Raw genomic sequence first — 19,918 nt, 5'->3', positions numbered from 1 at the left:
AGACCCGAGGTGGTCAGTCGACCGCGGGCGCCCGGCGCACGCCCAGGCTGTCCCTCCCGTCGCCGTTCCAGTCACCCACGAGGACCTCGTCGCCGACGCGGCCGTAGGTGATCGCGAAGTCCGCCGGACCGCCGGACAGCGAGTTGTTGACGTGGAACACGCGGCCTCGCTGGATCGCGAAGGTGTCCCGTCCGTCGCCGTCCCAGTCGCCGGCCCACGTGATGTCGTCGGCCCGGCCGTAGACGAACACCCGGTCGGCGGCGCCGCCGCGGAGAGAGTTCTTCACGTAGTAGGTCGCGCCGCGGCGGACCGCGAAGGTGTCGGTGCCGTTGCCGTCCCAGTCGCCGACCACGACGGCATCGTTGGTCCGCCCGTACTGGATCACAGCATCGGCGTCACCACCGCGCAGGGAGTTCTTCACGTGGTAGGTCTTGCCGCGGCGTACCGCGAGCGTGTCGACGCCGTTGCCGTCCCAGTCACCGACCAGGACGACGTCGTCGGGCCTGCCGTAGCGGAACACCCGATCGGCGTCCCCGCCCCGCGGGGCGTTGCTGACGAAGTAGTCCGCGCCGCGGCGCACGGTGATCGAGTCCGTCCCGTCACCGTTCCAGTCACCGATCAGCACCTCGTCGGTCCACCGGCCGTACTGGAACGCGTAGTGCGCCGTACCGGTCCAGTCGTTCGAGAGGAAGAAGCCGTAGCGCTGGGCCGGCGGCTCCTCGGCCTCGAGCACGACGTCCTGGGTCAGCGGGGTGTCCGCCGAGGACGAGCCCGCGTGGACCGTGAACGTGCCCTCCGGGGTGACCCAGTCACCCTCGGCCCACCTGGCGAGGTCGTTCGGGTGGTCCGGGGCGAAGTAGGACAGCGGGTGGTTGGAGGCCGACTCGTCGAGGACGACCGAGACCCGCTCGCTCTCGCCCGGCTCCAGGTAGGGCTTGTCGAAGCCGACGAGCCGCTTGGGCGGCTCCTCGGCCTCGGCCGGCAGCGTGAGGTAGACCTGCGCGGCCTCGGCGCCCGCGACGTCGCCGGTGTTGGTCACCGTGAAGTCGATGTGCAACGAGTGGGACCCGCCGGTCTGCGACGTCGTGACGCTGAGGTCGGAGTACTCGAAGGTCGTGTACGACAGGCCGAAGCCGAAGGGGAACTCCGGCTCGAGGTCGTTGGCCTGGTACCAGCGGTACCCCATCTCGAGGTTCTCCAGGTACCGCACCACGCGTTGCGGTGCCGGTCCGGACTCCTCACAGGGCGGGGTCTCGTCCTCGTCGTTGCACAGCGGGTCACGACCGATGCCACCGGGAACTCCGGTGTCCTCGAGCCGGCCCGGGTACTGCAGCTCGGTGGCGAAGGCCGCCTCGCGGTCGGTGGACCCGATGGTCACCGGCAGCTTGCCCGAGAAGTTGGTGACGCCGAAGAGCGCCTCGGCGACGACCGCGCCGTCCTCCTGGCCCGGGTACCAGGCCTGCACCAGCGTGTGCATGTCCTCCAGGCGAGGCATGTTGACCTGCCCCTGTGTCTTGGCGACGACGATGGTGTCGGGGTCGGCGTCCAGCACCCGCTCGATGAGCAGCACCTGGTTGGTCCCCTCGACCGACGGGAGGTCGATGTCCGGGATCTCGTTCTCCGCACCGTTGGTGCCGCCGCCCGGGTTCTCCTCGCGCCAGTTGCTGTTCTTGTCCCAGGTCTCGCGGGCGACGTCGCCGATCATGAGGATCGTGACGTCGGAGTCCTCGACGAGCTCCACGGCCTCCGCGGTGGAGTCACCGCTGTTGTAGGTCACCGTCGCGTCGGAGTCGAGGTCCTCGAGCACCTCCTCAAGGCCCTCCTCAGGAGTCACCTGGTAGGGCTCGATGACCGAGATGTTCTCCTCGCGGTTGCCGCTGCGAGGCGGAAGGGTCGCCTCACCGGCGAACCACTCCGCGCCGATCAGCGCGATCGAGTCGATCGCGTCGGCGTCGAGGGGGAGCACGTCCTCGTCGTTGCGCAGGAGCACGAGGCTCTCCGCGGCCGCCTGCTTGGCCAGCTCGGCGTGCTCACCGCCCCGTTCGATGAGCGGGTCGAGCTCGTCCCAGAGGAACTCGGTGTGCGGGTCCTCGAAGTCGCCGTACTCGAACATCACGATGTACCGCTCCCGCAGGAGCCCGTCGATGTGCTCCTCCGTGATCTCGCCGTCCGCGATGGCGGCCTTGATGAGCTCGGGGGTGTACCACTCGGCGGTCTCATCGAGCTCGACGTTCACGCCGGCGAGGACCGAGGCGACGGTGCTCTGCTGCGCGCGCCGGTCGGAGTAGACGTAGCCGTCGAAGCCCCACCGGTCGCGCAGCGTGTCCTGCAGGAGCGGGATGCTGTCGCAGTTGTAGCTGTGGTTGACGTGCGGGTAGGCGCACATGATCGAGGCGACGTCAGCGTCCTTGACCGCCATCTCGAAGGGCAGCAGGTAGAGCTCGTGCATCGCCCGCGACGGCACGCGGTTGGCGGAGGTCCACCGTTCGAACTGGTACTCCGACTCGTTGGCCGCGAAGTGCTTCGCCGTCGCGTGGCTCACTCCCCGGGCCTGGACGCCCCTGATGATCTCGGAGGCCATCACACCGGTGAGGTACGGGTCCTCACTGAAGTACTCGTTGTTGCGGCCGCCGTACGGGGTGCGGATGAGGTTCATCCCCGGGCCCCACAGGGCATGGTGCGCCCACGACCGGAGCTCGACGTCGAGGAGCTCGCCCCACTCGTAGGCGATGTCGGAGTTGAAGGTTGCCGCGGAGGCGACCTGGGCGGGCAGGGCTGTGGCGACGGGTTCGGGGACGCAGTCGCCCCCTCGGATTCCCGTGCCGCCGTTGGCCTGGCGGAAGTCGGGGATGCCGAGCTCCGGGATCCCCTCGATGTGGCGACCGACCGGGGTGAAGTCGCAGTCCCACCGGGTGCGGTCGTCGGTGTCCGGATCGCCGTCGACGTCCAGGTCCTCGTTGTAGACAGGTTCGTTGGAGATCTGCTGAATCTTCTGGTCCAGGGTCATGGCGTCGATCAGGAGATCTGCCCGCTCCTCGGGCGACAGGGAGGTGTCCATCCACGGCAGGTCGGTCTGTGCCGCCGCGTCTCGAGCTCCCTGTGGTGCGACGCTCATCCCTGCGATGAGCGCGAGTGCCAGGGCTCCGACCGGAACCGCTCGGCGATAGGTGAACGTGCGCATGCTGGAGTACCCCCCGATGTCACGCACAGGACACAGTTTGTGACCTGCGTCACGTCTATGTCTAGCACTGCAGTCGCGCGGACGGTAGGTGCTGGAGGGTGCCAGACCTCGGGTGAGCCGAGGGTCGCGACGGAGTCACCGTTCTCGTTCAGCGGCGGATGCCGAGGGTGTCCTTGCCGTCGCCGTTCCAGTCGCCCACGAGCGTGGTGTCCTCGTCGCGGCCGTACTTCAGGACGACGTCCGCGTCCCCGCCGCGGATCGCGTTCTTCACGTAGTAGGTGCGCTCGCGGCGGACCGTGAGGGTGTCGCGGCTGTCGCCGTCCCAGTCCCCGACGTACACGTCGTCGTCGGCCCGTCCGTAGCTGACGACGTGGTCGGCGTCCCCGCCGCGGATGGCGTTCTTCAGGTGGTAGATCTTGCCGCGGCGCACGGCGAAGGTGTCGCGGCCGTTGCCGTCCCAGTCGCCGACGAGGATGGTGTCCTGCTCGCGGCCGTAGTGGATGACGTGGTCCGCGTCCCCGCCCTGGACGGAGTTCTTCACGTGGTACGTCTGGCCGCGGCGCACGGTGAAGGTGTCCACGCCGTCGCCGTCCCAGTCGCCCACGTGGACGGCGTCCCCGGCACGGCCGTAGTCGATCGCCCGCGTGGGGGCGCCGGCGCTGGTGATGTCGCGGATGAAGAAGGTCTTGCCCACCCGGTAGGCGAGGGAGTCCCGGCCGTCGCCGTCCCAGTCGCCGACGTAGCTGCGCCCGCCGGTGTTGCCGTACTGGAAGACGTACCGGGCGCTGCCCGAGAAGCTGTCGGCCAGATGGTAGACGTTGCCCTGGCCACCGATCCCGCCGTCGACGATGTCACGCGTGCTGCTGCCGTCCTCGGCCGGGATCGCGCGCACCTTCGGGGTGCTCGGCCTGGGCGCGCCGCCCAGGTGCTGCCGGATCTCGCGGTCGACGATCGGGGCGAACTGGCCCCAGCGGTAGTGGTCCTCGCGGGCCACCCACGTCGCGTCCGTGGTGAAGCCGTTGCGGGTGTACCAGCTGTACCCGCCGCGGGCGCCCCACGGCTTGGTCGTGTACCCGTCCTCGTCCGCCGTCCCGGTGTCGAAGGAGACGACGGTCGAGGCCTTGTAGCCGGGCGAGAACCGGGCGGTGCCCACGGGCGAGCCGCCGTAGGAGATGGCGATCGCGAGGTCGACCGAGTGCGCCTCGCCGTGGGCGGGCAGGAAGAAGCGGGTGGCCCACTGCGCGCCGGAGGAGTAGCCGGCGATGACGACGCGATCGAGGTCGATGTCGTACTGGGACTTCACCCGGGCGAGGAGGTCGGAGGACCAGCGCGCCTTGCCCGGGGCGTGCGCGACGTCGTACCAGCAGTTGTCGGAGTCGTCGCAGTCCGGCCCGGGGGCCTCGGGGGTCACGAGGAGCATGTTGTGCTTCCGCGCGACGGCGACCAGGCCCTTGCTGCCGTCGGCGTCCAGGAGGAAGTCGCTGTTCGGCTGGTCCAGCCCCAGACCGCCCGAGCCGTCGGTGTAGACGAGCAGGCCCACGGGGCGTGACCAGTCCAGGCCCGCGGCGAAGATGTGGTAGCTCGACCGGTAGCCGCTGGAGGTGAACGGGACGTCGAGCCGGTTGGTCCGCGAGCCCCCCGAGCCGCCGGTGGAGTCGGCCGACGCGGGCGCGAGGGCGCCGGCCGCCACCAGCCCGATCGCGGCGAGTCCGACGACGGCGGCGCGGACGAGACGGCGGTACACAGGCACTCCCGATGGTGTGAGGGACGACGACCCGGGGCGGGTCGGCCATCCCCTCGGATGATCGGCTCGCGCGCACGGTCGATGAGCGCTGCGCCGCAGTATGTGTCGGGCCGGCCGGTGGGGCGAGCGGACCCGGACTTTTGTCGGATGGCCTGACGTAATTGTCGACCACATGTCCGATGTTGATATTGCGGCTTTTGCTTGACATGTGACCTAAGTCCTCCGTACGGTCCTAGCCATGCCTGTTACGGGGGTCACAGCAGACCGGGGACGCGAGGCTGCCAGCGTTGGCAGCTACCGCGCAGGAATTGTCGGAGCCGGATTCATGGGCGGCGTGCACGCGCGCGCCGTGCGGGTGAACGGCGGAGAGGTCGTCGGGGTGGTGGCGAGCAGCGAGGGGCGCTCCGCGCAGGCCGCCGACGAGCTCCTCGCCACGCGACTGTTCAGCGACGTCGACGAGCTCCTCGCCTCCGACGACGTCGACGTCATCCACGTCTGCACGCCCAACTACCTGCACCACGAGCTGACCATGCGAGCGCTCGCCGCCGGCAAGCACGTCGTGTGCGAGAAGCCGCTCGCCACCACCCCGGAGGACGCCGCGCAGATGCGCGAGGCCGCCGCGGCTGCCGGTCTCGTCGGCGCGGTGCCCTTCGTCTACCGCTTCCACCCGATGGTCCGCGAGGCCCGCGAGATGGTCCGGCGCGGCGAGCTCGGCCGTGTCGTCCTCGCCCACGGCTCCTACCTCCAGGACTGGCTCGCCGGGCCGGAGGACGACAACTGGCGGGTCGACGCCCGCCTCGGCGGGGCGACCCGCGCCTTCGGGGACATCGGCTCCCACTGGTGCGACCTCCTCGAGTTCGTCACCGGGGACCGCATCTCCGCCGTCAGCGCGACCAGCGCCACCGTCAACGCCGAGCGAGGCACGGACCGGGCGACGGTCGACACCGAGGACCTCGTCGCCCTCCAGCTCGAGACCGAGAAGGGGGTCGTCGGCACGGCCACCATCTCCCAGGTCTCACCCGGCCGGAAGAACCGCCTGTTCCTCGAGGTCTCCGGGGCCTCCTCGACCATCGCCTTCGACCAGGAGGAGTCGGAGAAGCTGTGGCACGGCGCCCGCGACGGCTCACGCCTGCTCGTGCGTGACCCCGACACCCTCTCCGGCCCCGCCGCGCAGTACGCCCGCGTGCCCGCCGGGCACCCGCAGGGCTACCAGGAGTGCTTCTCCAGCTTCGTCGCGGACACCGCCCGCACCATCGCCGGCGAGTCCGTCGACGGGCTGCCGACCTTCGACGACGGGCTGCGCGCCACCCTGCTGGCCGACGCCGTCGTCCGCTCCGCCGCCTCCCGGACCTGGGTCGAGGTCGGACGGTGAGCGCGGACGCGCCGCTCCTCCGGATGCGCGGCATCACCAAGTCCTTCTTCGGGGTGCAGGTCCTCACCGGCATCGACCTCGAGGTCCGCGCGGGGGAGGTCCACGCCCTCGTCGGGGAGAACGGCGCGGGCAAGTCGACGCTCATGAAGATCCTCGCCGGGGTGCAGCCCGCCGACACCGGCACCATCGAGCTCGACGGCGCGCCCGTCACCTTCGCCCACCCGCTCGAGGCACAGGCCGCCGGCGTCACCACCGTCTTCCAGGAGTTCAACCTCCTGCCCGAGCGGACCGTCGCCGAGAACGTCTACCTCGGCCGCGAGCCACGCCGCCGCGGCCTGGTCGACCGCGCCCAGATGGTGCGCGACACCGCCGCCCTCCTCGCGGACCTCGGCGTGGACACCATCGCCCCGGACGTCAAGGTCCGCGCGCTGTCCGTCGCCGAGCAGCAGGTCGTCGAGATCGTCAAGGCGATGTCCTTCGACGCCCGGATCATCTCGATGGACGAGCCCACCGCGGCGCTCGCGGACCACGAGGTCGAGCTCCTCTACCGCCTCGTGCGCCGTCTGCAGGACCGCGGCGTCGCCGTCCTGTACGTCTCGCACCGGCTCAAGGAGATCTTCGACCTCTGCGACCGGATCACCATCCTCAAGGACGGCAGTCTCGTCGACACGGTCGAGACCGCGAGCATCACCTCCGACGAGCTCGTCCGGAAGATGGTCGGCCGTTCGATCAGCGCCCTGTTCCCCGAGCCGCGGGAGGGCACCCGCAAGGGTGACGTCCGTCTGGCCGTGCGCGGCGTGGGCAACGACATGGTCCGCGACATCAGCTTCGAGGTCCGCGCGGGGGAGATCGTCGCCCTCGCCGGCCTCCAGGGCAGCGGGCGCACCGAGATCGCCCACGGCCTCTTCGGCGTCGAGCGCTTCCGCAGCGGCGAGGTGCACGTCGACGGCAAGCGCGTGGACCCGCGCTCCCCTCGCGACGCCGTGCGCTCGGGCCTGGCCCTCGTCACCGAGGACCGCAAGGCCGAGGGCCTGGCCCTCAACCAGTCCGTCGCCGCCAACGCCCGCCTCGTGCTCGATGCCGTCGTCCCCCGTCAGGCCGCGCGCCGGGCCCGCCGGGTCCCCGAGATCCTCTCCTCCCTCGAGCTCGCCGCCCGCAGCGGCAGCCACGAGGTCCGCTTCCTGTCCGGCGGCAACCAGCAGAAGGTCGTCCTGGCCAAGTGGCTCGTCACCGACCCCGGCGTCATCGTCATGGACGAGCCCACCCGCGGCATCGACGTCGGGGCCAAGCGGGCCGTCTACGAGCTCATGCGTGACCTCGCCGCCGAGGGCGTGGCCATCGTCCTCATCTCCTCCGAGCTGCCGGAGGTCATCGGCATGGCCGACCGGATCATCGTGCTCCACGACGGTGAGATCAGCGGCGAGCTGCCCGGCGGCTGCGACGAGGAGGCCGTCATGGCCCTGGCCACCCGCCACGACGCGTTGGAGGAGAGCGCATGATGACCGCCACCCCCGAGGTCGGAGCCGCACCGAGCAGCCCCGCCCGCACCTCTCCCGCCCGGCGCTCCCCGCTGCGCTCGGTCCCGCTCATCTACGTCGCCCTGCTGATCCTGCTCGTCGTCGCCGGCGTGCTCCTCGCCATGCGCGGGGACAACCTGTTCAGCGGTGGCTCGATCATCGACATCCTCACCCGCTCCAGCCTGCTCGGCTTCATCGCCATCGGGCAGACCCTCGTCATCCTGTGCCGCTCCCTGGACCTGTCGGTCGGGTACGTGGCGGCCCTCAGCAGCCTCGTCGCCGCTGTCGTCATGGACGGTGACGAGTCACGGGTGCTCCTCGGTGTCGCCGCGGCGCTGGGCGTCTCGGCCGCCGTCGGCCTGTTCAACGGGATCGTCACCACCAAGCTCGGCGTCCACGCGTTCATCACGACGCTCGGCTCGGGCCTCATCATCAAGGGCTTCCTCGACACCCGCTACCCCGGCCCGTCCGGCGCGGTGCCCACGTCCTTCCAGGGCTTCGGCTACACGCGCATCGGGATCCTGCCGCTGTCGGCCGTCATCATGCTCGTCATCGCCGGCGTGGGCGTCCTCATGCTCCACCGCACGCGGCTGGGCCACAGCATGTTCGCCGTCGGCGGCAACATCGACGTCGCCCGGCTCTCGGGCATCCGCACCGACCGCACCCTCGTCATCGCGCACGTCATGTGCTCGACGATGGCCGGACTGGCCGGCCTGCTGCTCGCCGCCCGGTTCAGCACGGGCGTCGGCGCCCAGATCTACGGCGCGGGCTACGACCTCGACTCCATCGCCGCCGTCGTCCTGGGCGGCACGCTGCTCCTCGGTGGCCGGGGCGGGATCGGCGGCACGATCGCCGCCGTCCTCATCCTCGGCGTCCTCGACAGCCTGTTCAACTCGCTGCAGATCAACCCGTTCTTCCGCGACGTGCTGCGCGGCACGATCATCATCGCGGCCGTCGCCATGTACGCCCGCCGGCAGATCGACCCGAAGAAGGCCAGGGCCCGCTTCCGGGACGCGACGTCCCGCCGCGCGAGACCGGCACCGGCGACCGAAGGGGGCCACTCGTGACCAGCCGTACCGAGGCTGCCCGCCCCGCGCGGCCCTCCGTCCTCACCCAGCTGCGGCACAACGGCAGCGGGCCGGTGCTCGTCGTGCTGGCCTTCCTCGTCGTCGTCATGCTCGTGCTCAACCCGGGCTTCTACGAGCCGCCGTCGCTCATGGCCTTCCTGCGCAACGCGGCGCCGCTCGTCGTCCTCGCCATCGGCCAGTACTTCGTCATCGTCTCCGGTGAGTTCGACCTCTCCGTCGGCAGCCTCGTGGGGGCGCAGGTGGTCATCGCCGCCAAGCTCATCAACGGCGAGGAGGACCGCACCTGGCCGGTCATCGCGCTCATGATCGGCTTCGGGCTGCTCGTCGGCCTCGTCAACGGCCTCGTCACCACCCTGCTGCGGGTCCCGTCCTTCATCACCACCCTCGGCACGATGCTCGTCCTCTACGGCGCCATCCGGCTGTGGACCGGCGGCGCGCCCACCGGCGCGCTGTCGGAGACCTTCCGCCAGTGGGGCCGCATGGGCATCGACATGCCCGTCCTGCGCCAGCTGCCCTACGCGCTGCTCATCATGGTGGCGCTCGCCGTCGTCGGGATCCTCGTCATGAGGTCCTCCTACGGGCGGGTGCTCGTCGCGACGGGCGACAACGACACCGCCGCCACCTTCGCCGGCGGCCGCGTGTGGATCGTGCGCACCGGGGCCTTCGTCCTGTCCGCCCTCTTCGCCACGGTCGCGGGCATCCTCGTCGGCGGCTTCGCCGGCGTCACCGCCCAGGTGGGCCAGGGCATGGAGTTCACCGCGATCACCGCCGTCGTCCTCGGTGGTGTGCTCCTCGGCGGAGGGCGCGGGTGGATCGTCGGGGCGATCGCCGGTGCGCTCACCTACCAGCTGCTCGAGCGGCTGCTCGTCCAGCTCGACATGCCCTCGACCCTCAACCCCACCATCCAGGGCGTCATCATCATCGCCGCCGTCGCCTTCGCGGCGAACCAGTCCCGCATGCGCCGCGGCAGCCGCACGACCGCCCCGCAGACCCCGGCCGAGCCCCAGCCCGTGGGAGCCGCATGAGCTGAGCCGCAGTCCCGTCCGCACGCCCGACCCACGACCTACCGACCCCGCATCGCTACCAAGGAGGGTACTGATGAAGCACACCACGCTCCGCCTCACCGCAGGCGTCCTCGGCCTGGGCCTCGTCCTCACGGCCTGCACCACCGACACCCCGTCCGAGTCCGCGGACCCCACGACCGCCGCCTCCCAGGACGCCGGCGACGACGCCGGTGACGGCACCGGCGAGGAGGGCGGTACCCCCGAGGGCGAGTTCTTCGTCCGCGCGGACTATGAGCGCGAGCTCGCCCAGCGCGACATGGAGCCCGAGGGCGACCCCGCCACCCCGTGGCTGCAGATGATCGAGCCCATCGAGATGGTCGACACCTCCGAGTTCGCCGCCGACGGCGCCCAGACGCTGTGCTTCTCCAACGCCTCGATCTCCAACCCGTGGCGCGTCACCGGGTGGACCACCATGCAGCAGCAGGTGGAGGTCCTCCAGGAGGAGGGCGTCATCGGTGAGTTCCGCGTCGCCGACGCCGGCGACGACGACAACAAGCAGATCTCCGACATCGAGTCCTTCGTCTCCGACGGCGACTGCGGCGCGATCATCATCTCCCCGTCGACGACGGCGACCCTCACCCCCGCCGTCGAGGCGGCGTGCGCGAGCGGCGCCCCCGTCATCGTCTTCGACCGCGGGGTCAACACCGACTGCGCCGTCACCTTCATCCACCCGATCGGCGGCTACGCCTACGGCGCGAGCGGCGCGGAGTTCCTCGTCGACAACCTCGAGCCCGGCTCGAAGGTCCTGGCGCTGCGGATCCTCCCGGGCGTCGACGTCCTCGAGCACCGCTGGGGCGCGGCGAACGACATCTTCTCGCAGAACGACATCGAGGTGGTGGGCCAGGAGTTCACCGGTGGCGACGCCGCTGCGATCAAGGACATCGTCACCCAGTACCTCCAGCGCGGGGACGTCGACGGCATCTGGATGGACGCCGGTGACGGCGCCGTCGCCGCCGTCGAGGCCTTCGAGGACATGGGCGTGGACTACCCCGTCTTCGTCGGTGAGGACGAGCTGAGCTTCATGCGCAAGTGGAAGGAGACGGGGATGACGGCCATCGGCCTGAGCTACTCCAACTTCCAGTGGCGCACGCCCGTCCTGGCCGCCCAGATGATCTGGGCCGGCGAGGAGGTCCCGGCCGAGTGGGTGCTCCCGCAGGAGCCGATCACCGACGCCGACCTCGACGACTACCTCGAGCGGAACGCCGACATGCCCTCGCTGCACTACGCCAAGTTCGGCGGCGAGGACCTCCCCGGCTTCCCCGAGGCCTGGCAGGGCAACTAGCACGACCCCGCCGTGGGGCGCCGCCCCCCGGTGGCCCACGGCGGCCCGCCCGGGCCCCGCCCCCCCCGGCGTCCCGCCGGGCACAGGCGCCCGGCCCGACGAAGGATGGACGATGACGTCTCGCCAGATCGGCGTGAACACCTGGGTGTGGACCTCCCCGCTCACCGACGACTCCCTGCGCCGCCTCGCGCCGCAGATCAAGGACTGGGGCTTCGACCTCGTCGAGCTCCCGGTCGAGCACCTGGGCGACTGGGACCCGGCCGGCGCCGCGACCCTGCTCGCGGACCTCGGCCTCGGCGCGACCGTCACCCTCGTCATGGGCGAGGGCAGCGAGCTCGTCGCCACCGACGACGCGACCGTGCGCCGCACCCAGGACTACCTGCGGGGCGTCATCGACGCCGCCCACGCCGTCGGCTCCCCGGTCATCGCCGGGCCCGCCTACGCCTCCGTGGGGCGCACGTGGCGGATGGACGACGACGAGCGGCGCCGCTGCTACGCCGAGCTCGCCGAGCACCTGGCCCCCGTGGCCGAGCACGGCGTGCAGGCCGGGGTGCGGATCGCCGTCGAGCCCCTCAACCGGTACGAGACCTCGCTGATCAACACGGTCGACCAGGCACTGGAGGCGCTCGCCCCGGTGCCCGACGTCGGCATCCTCCTCGACGTCTACCACCTCAACATCGAGGAGCGGGACGTGCCCGCCGCGATCCGCCGGGCCGGCTCCCGCATCGCCCACGTCCAGGTGTGCGCGAACGACCGCGGCGCCCCCGGCGCCGACCACCTGCCCTGGCGCGACATCCTCACCGCGCTCGACGACGCCGGCTACGCGGGCCCCCTGTGCATCGAGTCCTTCACGGCCGAGAACGCGACCATCGCGACGGCCGCGTCCATCTGGCGGCCGCTCGCGGCCACCCAGGACGCCATCGCCGTCGACGGTCTGGCCCACCTGAAGGGGTTGATGCGCAGGAGCTGACGGGGGTCAACCGTCCACTGTCGGGCGGCGAAGAAGCAAGCAGATGCGCGATCCAATGGAGGAATTCGTCTCATGAGCACCTCACGTCCCGGCTGGGGACGGCCGGTGGCGTCGGTCGCGGTGAGTGCGTTGGGCCTGTCCCTGCTCACCGCGATGCCGGCGTCCGCCGTCGTCGAGCCAGAGCACGACATCATCGACACGCGGGAGGGCGACCGGGCGAACGTCCTCGTCTTCACCGAGACCGCGGCCTGGCGCCACGGCGACACCATCGAGCAGGGCACGCCCCTGCTCATGGACTCCTTCGAGGAGGCCGGCATCGGGTCCGTGTGGACCGAGGACTCCTCGATCTTCACCGACGAGGACCTCGCACAGTTCGACGCCCTCGTCATGTTCCAGACCTCCGGCGACCCGTGGACCGCGGACGAGAAGGAGGCCCTGGAGGGCTACCAGCAGGCGGGCGGCGGCATCGTCGCCATCCACAACGCCACCGACATGCGCGGCGACTACGACTGGTGGGACGAGCTCGTCGGCGCGCTCATGCCCGGCCACGCCGCGACCGGTACCGACCCGGGCCTCACCGGCACCGTGCGGGTGGAGGACCAGTCTCACCCCTCGACCGACCACCTCCCGCAGCGCTGGGAGCGCGCGGACGAGTGGTACAACTACTCCGCCAACGTCCGCGGCGAGGCCCACGTGCTCGCCACGATGGACGAGTCGACCTACGAGCCCGGCGGCAACCGCATGGGCTACGACCACCCGATCTCGTGGTGCAAGCTCTACGACGGCGGTCGCGCCTGGGTGACCGGCATGGGGCACTTCCCCTCCCACTTCGAGGAGCCCGAGCTGCTCGGCCACATCCTCGGTGGCGTCGAGTGGGCCGCCGGACTCGCCGAGGGTGACTGCGGCGGCACGAACTGGGACATGTACGAGCGGGTCGCGCTCGACCAGAACACCTCCGCCCCCTTCGGCATGGACATCGCCGACGACGGCCGCGTCTTCTTCACCGAGCTCGTCCGTGGGCAGGTCCGGGTCTACGACCCCGAGACGCACACGACGACGACGGCGCTCGAGCTGGACGTCTACTCCGGCGGTGAGGACGGGCTGCTCGGCATCGCGCTGGCCCCGGACTTCGCCGAGAGCGGCCACCTCTACCTGTACTACTCGCCCGCGAGCGAGGACGACACCGACCCCGCGAACTTCTTCAGCCAGCTCTCCCGGTTCACCATGGACCACGAGACGGGCATCATCGAGCCGGACACCGAGCGCGTCATCCTCGAGGTCCCGGCCCGGCGCCTGCCGGACGAGCCCGGCCACACGGGCGGCGTCGTCGAGATCGACGCGGACGGCAACCTCTACCTCGGCGTCGGTGACGACGTGAACCCGCACTCCGAGCCCTCGGGCGGCTACGCGCCGCTCTCCGAGCGCGACGGCCAGTTCCACGACGCCCGGGCCACCTCCGCCAACAGCAACGACCTGCGCGGCAAGATCCTGCGCATCACGCCGCTGGAGGACATCGCTGCCGACGCGGAGCCGGGGATCGGCAGCACGTACGCGATCCCCGAGGGCAACATGTTCGACGAGTCCGAGGACACCGAGGACAAGACGCTGCCCGAGATCTACGCGATGGGCTTCCGCAACCCCTTCCAGTTCGCGATCGACGAGGAGACCGGCAACCTCTCCCTCGCCGACTACTCCCCGGACAACGGCAACGACAACCCCAACCGCGGGCCGGCGGGCATCGCGGAGTGGATGCTCGTCGAGGAGCCCGGCTTCTACGGCTGGCCGCTGTGCATGGGCGACAACGAGCCCTTCCGGGACGTCGACTACCGGACCAACCCGGTGACCGTGGGCGAGTACTTCGACTGCGAGAACCCGGTCAACGACTCGATCCACAACACCGGCCTCACCGAGCTGCCCGCCGCCGTCGCACCCGACATGTGGTACGGCTACCAGCGCGCCTCGCACCCGGAGATCGTCACGCAGGGTGGCGGGCTGGCGCCCATGGGCGGCCCCTTCTACCACTACGACCCCGAGCTCGACTCCGACACGAAGTTCCCGCCGGCCTTCGACGGCCAGCCCTTCTTCTTCGAGTGGGCCCGCAACAAGATGTACTCCCTGCTCCTCACCGAGGACGGGACCGGCCTGGAGAAGGTCAACCAGTTCCTGCCCTCCGAGCCCTTCATGGCGCCGATCGAGGCGAAGTTCGGGCCGGACGGCTCGATGTACGTCCTCGACTGGGGCGGCGGCTTCGGCCGGCACAACCCCGACTCGGGCCTGCACCGGATCGACTACGTCTCCGGCTCCCGCTCGCCGTCCGCCGTCGCCACGGCCACGCCGGACAGCGGACAGGCACCCCTGGAGGTGACCTTCGACGGGTCCGGCAGCAGCGACCCGGAGAACGAGGAGCTCACCTACGCGTGGGACTTCGACGGTGACGGCGAGACCGACTCCACCGAGGCCAGCCCCACGACCACCTACACCGAGAACGGCGTCTACGACGCCCGCCTCACGGTGACCGACCCCCACGGCAAGACCGGCACGACCACCGTGCCCGTCACCGTGGGCAACACCCGCCCGGAGATCAGCTTCAACCTCCCGCCCGACGGCGCCTTCTTCAACTTCGGCGACGAGATCAGCTGGGACATCGAGGCCACCGACGCCGAGGAGGAGATCGCCGACGAGGACATCATCGTCCAGCCGGCCCTCGGCCACGACGCGCACTCCCACCCGGCCGAGCCGTTCCGCGGCCGCACCGGGACCGTCGCGACCAGCCTGGGTGGTGGGCACAGCGACGACATGAACGTCTTCTACGTGCTCGACGCCCGGTACACCGACTCCGGTGGCGACGGCGTCCCCGCCCTCACCGGCCAGGACACTTCGCTGCTCTTCGGCAAGATCCGCGAGGCGGAGTTCTTCGCCGAGTCCGACGGCGTCACGGCCGCGGCCTCCCGCGACGTCGAGGGCCACGGCACCTCGATCAGCGGGCAGGACGGCGCCTGGGCCTCCTACGACCCGGTCAACCTCGTCAACATCGACCGGCTGCTCCTGCGGGTCGCCTCGGCGACCGGCGGGGACATCGAGCTGCGGATGGGCGCACCGGACGGCGAGCTGCTCGCCACGGCGGCGGTCCCCTCCACCGGTGGTCTGTCCCGCTACACGGACGTCGCCGTCGACGTGACGGACCCGGGGGAGACCTTCGAGCTGTACGTCGTCTTCGTCGGTGAGGGCGAGCGCAGGCTCAACTTCATCGAGGCCGACGGCAAGGGCGTGTCCCCGACGACGACCCCGCGCGTCGCCGTCACCGCACCCACCGGTGCGGAGTCCCTCGAGCCCGGTGAGATCACCGTGACGGCGGAGGCGACGGACGCGGAGAACGAGATCACCCAGGTCGAGTTCTTCGTCGGTGACGAGTCCATCGGTGTCGACGACGAGGCGCCCTACAGCGTCACGTGGGAGGTCACCGAGGAGTCGGTGTACCAGCTCACCGCCGTCGCCACCAACGACAACGGCGTCTCGACGACGTCGCGGATCGTCCCGGTGACCGTCGGGGAGCCCTTCGGCGACTTCAGCCAGTTCACCAACGCCCGCGGGGAGTTCTCCCGCGGTGAGGACGGCTCCTTCGTCATCACCTCCGGCGGCGCGAACATGTGGAACGCGGCGGACGAGTACAGCTCGCTGTACCTGCCCGCGGGCGCCGACGAGGACTGGTCCGCCACGGTCAAGGTCGTCAGCCAGGGCAACTCCCACGGGAGCGCCAAGGCGGGCCTCATCGTCCGCAACGACATCACCGCACCGGGGCAGTCGGCCGGCTACGCCGCGCTCGGCATCCGTCCCAGCGGCGGTTTCGAGTGGCTGCGCTCGGCCAACGGCAACGGCCAGCTCAACGCGTCCACGGCCGCCGGCTCCACCGCCTACCCGGCGTGGGTGCGCATCGTGCGCGACGGCGACCAGTACACGGCCTTCCACAGCACCAACGGGGAGGACTTCGCGCAGATCGGCCAGCCGGTCACGCTGCCCGGGGCCGCCTCGGTGCAGGACCTGGGCCTGTTCGTCACCGCCCACCACGCGACGGCGACGAGCGAGGTCGTGTTCAGCGACTTCGTCTTCGACGACGACCCGGTCGTCCCCGGCCCCGACCCGGACCCCGAGCCGGGACCGGGACCGGTGTGCCCGGTGTCGATGAGCGACGAGTTCGACGGCGACGACCTCAGCGCCCAGCGCTGGTCGACCGTCCGCGGTGACGTCTCGGTCGCCGACGGTGCGCTGCACCTGCCGGTCACCACCGGTGACATCGACGGCGTCAACACGGGCCCGATCAGCTTCGTCGGCCAGCCGGTGCCCTCGGGCGAGTGGCAGGTCGACACGCAGGTCACCCTCGCCCACGAGCGGCACTGGCAGTACAGCGGCCTCATGCTGCACTCCGGGGACGACGACTACACCAAGCTGACGTTCACCCGCAGCGACAACGGCAGCCGCTTCCTCGAGTTCTGGACCGAGGCCGGAGGGTCGCGGACCCAGAACGCCGCCAACGTCAACCTCCCGGCCGACACCCCGGCATCCGTCCACCTGCGCCTGAGCAGCGACGGGGAGAACGTGACCGCGGCGTACTCGCTCGACGGCGAGGAGTTCACCACGCTCGACGGCTCGGCGGTCCTCGACCCCGAGGCCACCCTGGGCGTCGTGGCCGCCGGTGACACCGGCGCGGGTGGCGGCGTCGCCGTCGTCGACCACGTCCGGGTGACTCCGGACCGCGAGGACGACGGCGAGCGTGAGCCGAGCGACGAGTTCGAGGGCGACGCCCTCGACGGCTGCCGCTGGGACGCGACGGTCCGCTACAACGAGGAGAACGTCTCCGTCGCCGACGGGGAGCTCCACGTCGTCACCGCTCCCGGTGACATCAACAACGACAACCCCGACTCGCCGGAGAACTTCATCCTGCAGTCGGCACCCGAGGGTGACTGGACGGTCGAGACGCGCTTCCACGCGCCGCTCATCCACCGGTGGCAGTACGCGGGCCTGCTCGCGTACGGCGACGACGACGAGTACGTCAAGCTCGACGTCGTGGCCCGCAACGAGCCAGGATCGGCGCTCAACCTGGGCGCGGAGCTGGTCTCCGAGGTCGACGGCTCCTTCGGGGCCGGCGGCAACCGCTCGGTCGACCTGGCCGCCGAGCCCGAGGGCGACTACTGGCACCTGCGGATGAGCCGCACCGGAGACAGCTACGCGGGCTGGGTGAGCGAGGACGGGGAGAGCTGGACCCCCCTCGGTGACCCGGTGACCCACGCGGGTGACCTCTCCGCCGTCGGCCTCGTCGCCATCGGCCCGGAGCAGACCGAGCCGACCACCGTGAGCTTCGACTGGTTCCGGGTGGTCGACGGCGACGTCGAGCCGCCTGTCGACGAGGACGCTCCGACCGTCGAGGGCAACGTGCTCGGCAGGTCGATCGGTGAGTTCGCACCGATGGGCCACGGCGCTGGGACCACGCTCGACATCGGCGGCACGGCCACCTTCGAGAAGACCGCGACCGGCACCGCCGTGAGCGTCCGTGTCACCGGTCTGCTGCCCGGCCAGGAGTACGCCTCGCACCTGCACGACGGCTCGTGCATGGACCACGGGGGGCACTACATGCACGACCCCGCGGGCCCGGCGCGGCCGCCGAACGAGATCTGGGCGTCCTCGAGCAACGACCCCGAGGGCAACCTCCGGCCGAACCGCAACGGCACCGCCGTCGGGTCCGGCGCAGCGACCTGGATCGCTCGCCAGGAGCCGCTGTCGATCATGGTCCACGACTCCGAGCCGCCCGGGCTGCCCATCGCCTGCGCCGACTTCGCCGCCTACGAGGCACCCGCCTCGCTGGTCGCGCAGGCCGACGACGGCGAGGGCTCGGGTGTCGACACGGTCGAGTACTCGCTCGACGGCGGCGAGTGGACGACCCTCGACGGTGCGGTCCCGGTCGACGAGCCCGGCGCGCACACGGCGGCCTTCCGGGCCACCGACGCGGCCGGCAACACGAGCGAGGTCCACGAGGTCGAGTTCCGGGTCGCCGGTGAGGTCGCCGAGCCGACGGAGGTCACTCCGCAGGCCGTGACCTTCACCGACGAGGACGGCACCGACGACGACACGTACACGGTCCCCGCGGTCGAGGGCGTCGAGTACGTCGTCGACGGCGAGGTCGTGGGGGCCGGCACCCACCCGGGCTCCGGCACGGTCACCGTCACCGCCCGGGCGCTCGAGGGCTACGTCCTCGCCGAGGGCGCCACCGCCGAGTGGGAGCACACCTTCTCCACCGAGGGTGGCGAGCCCGAGCCCCCGGCCTGCGAGCCGGGAGAGGTCGAGGAGGGCTACCGCGCCCTGTTCGACGGCACCCAGGAGAGCCTGGACGCGTGGCGGATGGCGGGCCCCGGCAGCTTCGAGCTGCAGGAGGACTGCTCGATGCTCAGCGTAGGCGGCATGGGGCTGCTCTGGTACCCCGAGGAGCTGGGGTCCTACAGCCTCAAGCTCGACTGGATGATGGACGGGGACGACAACTCCGGCGTCTTCGTCGGCTTCCCCGACCCGGGCGACGACCCGTGGATCGCCGTCAACGAGGGCTACGAGATCCAGATCGACGCGACGGACGAGGACGACCGCACGACCGGTGCGATCTACACCTTCCAGAGCGCCGACCTCGAGGCCCGCGACGAGGCGCTCAACCCGCCGGGGGAGTGGAACTCCTACGAGATCGTCGTCGAGGGGCAGAACATCAAGGTGTTCCTCAACGAGGTGCTGGTCAACGACTTCGACAGCACCCACCCCGACCGTGACCTCACGGCCGGCTTCATCGGGCTGCAGAACCACGGCAACGGCGACGACGTCTACTTCCGCAACGTCCGCGTCGCGGACCTCGAGGAGGAGCCGGAGCCGGAGCCGCAGCCGGACCGGCGGACGGCGGAGTTCCACCTGTCGAACTCGTGGCAGGGCTCCACGGACGTGCACTTCATGTACGGCCGCTGGGCCGACGAGGTCCTCATCGGTGACTGGGACGGGGACGGCAAGGACACGATCGCGGTGCGCCGCGGCAACGTGTTCCACGTGTCCAACGCCCAGCAGGGCGGGGACGCCGACGCCGTCATCACCTACGGCCGGCCCGGGGACACGATCCTCGTGGGCGACTGGGACGGGGACGGCCGGGACACCTTCGCGGTCCGCCGCGGCAACGCCTACCACGTGAAGAACTCGATGCGGGGTGGGGACGCCGACTCGGTGTTCCGCTACGGCCGGGAGGCCGACACGGTGCTCGTGGGTGACTGGGACGGCAACGGGACGGACACCTTCGCGGTGCGCCGGGCCGCGACCTACCACGTGAAGAACTCCCTGCGTGGCGGGGACGCCGACACGGTGTTCACCTACGGCCGGGCCGGCGACGTCACCCTCGCGGGTGACTGGGACGGCAACGGCACCGACACCCTGACGATCCAGCGTGGCCGGGTCTTCCACGTCAACAACTCCCTGCGTGGCGGGGACGCGGACCGCGTGCTGACCTTCGGTCGCGAGGGCGACGAGGTGCACGTGGGTGACTGGGACGGCAACGGGACCGACACCCTCGGCATCCGCCGGCCCGTCGGCCAGGCGCCGGCGCCGGCAGCGGCCGCCAAGGAGGTGACCGGCACCGCCAAGGTCGCCTGACCCACCTCCTCAAGAGCGCCGACAGCCGGATTCCT

General features: G+C 70.9%; 9 protein-coding genes. 7 read left to right on the top strand and 2 right to left on the bottom strand.

The features are described 5' to 3' along the window. Positions 1 to 13 precede the first annotated feature (13 nt). Positions 14 to 3,058, bottom strand: a complete 3,045-nt coding sequence (locus H9624_RS10955; protein WP_251839924.1) for a beta-glucosidase family protein — start codon at positions 3,056 to 3,058, stop codon at positions 14 to 16. Between the two features lie 271 nt (positions 3,059 to 3,329). After that, positions 3,330 to 4,931: an alpha/beta hydrolase family protein gene (locus H9624_RS10950; protein ID WP_251839923.1), complete on the bottom strand. Its 1,602-nt coding sequence runs from the start codon at positions 4,929 to 4,931 to the stop codon at positions 3,330 to 3,332. Positions 4,932 to 5,163: 232 nt separating this feature from the next. Between H9624_RS10950 and H9624_RS10945 the strand changes: the two genes are divergently transcribed. From H9624_RS10945 to H9624_RS10915, 7 genes are all read left to right on the top strand, one after another. Further along, a complete protein-coding gene (locus H9624_RS10945; RefSeq protein ID WP_286011082.1) occupies positions 5,164 to 6,297 on the top strand; it encodes a Gfo/Idh/MocA family protein in 1,134 nt (377 codons plus the stop codon). 23 nt (positions 6,298 to 6,320) lie between these two features. Beyond that, on the top strand, positions 6,321 to 7,796 hold the full coding sequence (locus H9624_RS10940) for a sugar ABC transporter ATP-binding protein (RefSeq protein WP_251839963.1): 1,476 nt from the start codon (positions 6,321 to 6,323) through the stop codon (positions 7,794 to 7,796). After that, positions 7,793 to 8,881, top strand: a complete 1,089-nt coding sequence (locus H9624_RS10935; protein WP_251839921.1) for an ABC transporter permease — start codon at positions 7,793 to 7,795, stop codon at positions 8,879 to 8,881. Before H9624_RS10940 ends, H9624_RS10935 begins: the two co-directional genes overlap by 4 nt. Next, positions 8,878 to 9,927: an ABC transporter permease gene (locus H9624_RS10930; RefSeq protein WP_251839920.1), complete on the top strand. Its 1,050-nt coding sequence runs from the start codon at positions 8,878 to 8,880 to the stop codon at positions 9,925 to 9,927. Before H9624_RS10935 ends, H9624_RS10930 begins: the two co-directional genes overlap by 4 nt. A 73-nt stretch (positions 9,928 to 10,000) precedes the next feature. Next, positions 10,001 to 11,248: a substrate-binding domain-containing protein gene (locus H9624_RS10925; protein ID WP_251839919.1), complete on the top strand. Its 1,248-nt coding sequence runs from the start codon at positions 10,001 to 10,003 to the stop codon at positions 11,246 to 11,248. 112 nt (positions 11,249 to 11,360) lie between these two features. After that, complete coding sequence (locus tag H9624_RS10920; RefSeq protein ID WP_251839918.1) at positions 11,361 to 12,218, top strand: sugar phosphate isomerase/epimerase family protein; 858 nt, start codon at positions 11,361 to 11,363, stop codon at positions 12,216 to 12,218. Between the two features lie 72 nt (positions 12,219 to 12,290). After that, positions 12,291 to 19,883, top strand: coding sequence for a ThuA domain-containing protein (locus H9624_RS10915; RefSeq protein ID WP_251839917.1), 7,593 nt, complete (start codon positions 12,291 to 12,293; stop codon positions 19,881 to 19,883). The last annotated feature ends 35 nt before the right edge of the window (positions 19,884 to 19,918 follow it).

This window comes from Oceanitalea stevensii (assembly GCF_014837105.1).
Taxonomy (GTDB): Bacteria; Actinomycetota; Actinomycetes; order Actinomycetales; family Actinomycetaceae; genus Oceanitalea; species Oceanitalea stevensii.
The sequence above is the reverse complement of the archived record's forward strand: the minus strand, read 5'-3'. Positions and strand labels throughout refer to the sequence as shown.